The 1,380-nt window shown below is 56.6% G+C and carries 2 protein-coding genes and 1 pseudogene; all 3 read left to right on the top strand.

Going from position 1 to position 1,380, the window contains the following annotated elements:
• Positions 1-256: 256 nt before the first annotated feature.
• Positions 257-409: a hypothetical protein gene (locus KQH55_RS15755; RefSeq protein ID WP_235091628.1), complete on the top strand. Its 153-nt coding sequence runs from the start codon at positions 257-259 to the stop codon at positions 407-409.
• Positions 410-546: 137 nt separating this feature from the next.
• Positions 547-828 (top strand): annotated as a pseudogene (locus KQH55_RS15750) (type II toxin-antitoxin system RelE/ParE family toxin).
• 2 nt (positions 829-830) lie between these two features.
• Positions 831-1,133 carry an addiction module antidote protein gene (locus tag KQH55_RS15745; protein WP_235091627.1) on the top strand — a complete coding sequence of 101 codons (303 nt, stop codon included), beginning with the start codon at positions 831-833 and terminating at the stop codon, positions 1,131-1,133.
• Positions 1,134-1,380 lie beyond the last annotated feature (247 nt).

Genomic DNA, 1,380 nt, shown 5'->3' with positions numbered 1-1,380 from the left:
CCGCCTTTAGGTGAGGGCGTGAACGCTGGAATCAACGGCTCCAGCACCGCCCATAATTCATTGCTGATTTTGCGTCTTGCCATGACTCCAGGATACGCGCCTTACAGCCTGACGTCCAGGTTGCGTTAGCGACTCTAAGATAACAGGCCAGCCGCTTATATTCATCCATTATTATGGCGCGCACCACATCGTGGCTACTACGGTTTTGACGCGGAATCAGTGTAGATTGCTGTTGGCTAGTCTTGCCGGAGCGAGTATGCGCCAGTGCATCCCAATCAATCCGACTCAACGACTTCGTGACCTCTCGCTCATCGAGTTGTTCGGCTACCCAGCCCCTGACAAATGCGTGTCGGTGAAAGGGTTGAAAAAGCTGCTCACTGCTCGCAGCACCGCGCGCACCAAGGAGTGAGGCCGCTTGGCGTATGATTTTTCCGCATTAAGAAGCTACCCCAATCAAAAACACAGTGTGTCTTGCTGGCCTCGCTTGGTGAAATACAATGTATCTCACATGATAGGAGGTCGCAATGGCTGCAACGACAATGGTTCATGTCCGTATTGACGAGACCGTCAAAGCGCAGGCTTGAGGACGGACTGACCAGACAGCGCCTGAACAAGCGACTACGGAAGGCCCAGCTTGGTAACTTGGGCGACGTAAAGCCAGTGGGTGAAGGTGTGTTCGAGATGCGCTAGCAATTCGGTCCTGGCTGGCGCATGTACTATGTCCAGCGCGGTGAGACGCTCATCGTGATGCTGGGCGGTGGCGACAAGTCGACTCAGCAGGCTGACATTCACCGGGCGATTGCGTTGGCGAATTCTTTGGAGGATTGACCATGACCCAGCGAATCAAAGTTTCCCAACTTCCCGAGTTTGATGCGGCCGAGTACCTGAACAGCGAAGAGGATGTCGCGTCGTACCTAACAAGTGTCCTTGAAGAGAATGACCCAGCACTGCTGGCCGCAGCCCTTGGCGACATCGCCCGTGTTCGGGGGATGGCGCAGGTGGCCAAAGACTCCGGCATCGCACGCGAAGCCCTGTACAAAGCGCTTCGGCCCGGCAGCGAACCGCGCTTTGAGACGATCAGCCGCGTTTGTGCTGCCTTGGGCGTGCGCCTGGTGGCACAGCCGCTGCATTGACGGAAATTTTTGGGGTTTCCGGCTTACAACCCGAGGTTCAGCTAACTCATCAGCTCGTCTCGTGCTACCCGCGCATAATACTTTGCGGTTTTTCTATGCAGCTGAATCTGCGTTTTTCTTGTCAGACGCCGTCGTGCCGTGCGCCATGAATTGCCCCGCAGCTGGACCAAAAAATCAACGACGGCCCGCGTCCGGCTCGCTACGTGGGCACCCGGCCTGACCAGTTCCGGCGACGCCGGCACGACCT

It is taken from the genome of Mycetohabitans sp. B3 (genome assembly GCF_021498065.1).
Classification (GTDB): domain Bacteria; phylum Pseudomonadota; class Gammaproteobacteria; order Burkholderiales; family Burkholderiaceae; genus Mycetohabitans.
This window is presented reverse-complemented; position numbering and strand designations above follow the sequence as displayed.

Excerpts from the sequence above, each read along its gene's own strand:
- KQH55_RS15745 (WP_235091627.1), top strand. The coding sequence starts at position 831 with ATGACCCAGCGAATCAAAGTTTCCCAACTTCCCGAGTTTGATGCGGCC.
- KQH55_RS15755 (WP_235091628.1), top strand. The coding sequence starts at position 257 with ATGCGCCAGTGCATCCCAATCAATCCGACTCAACGACTTCGTGACCTC.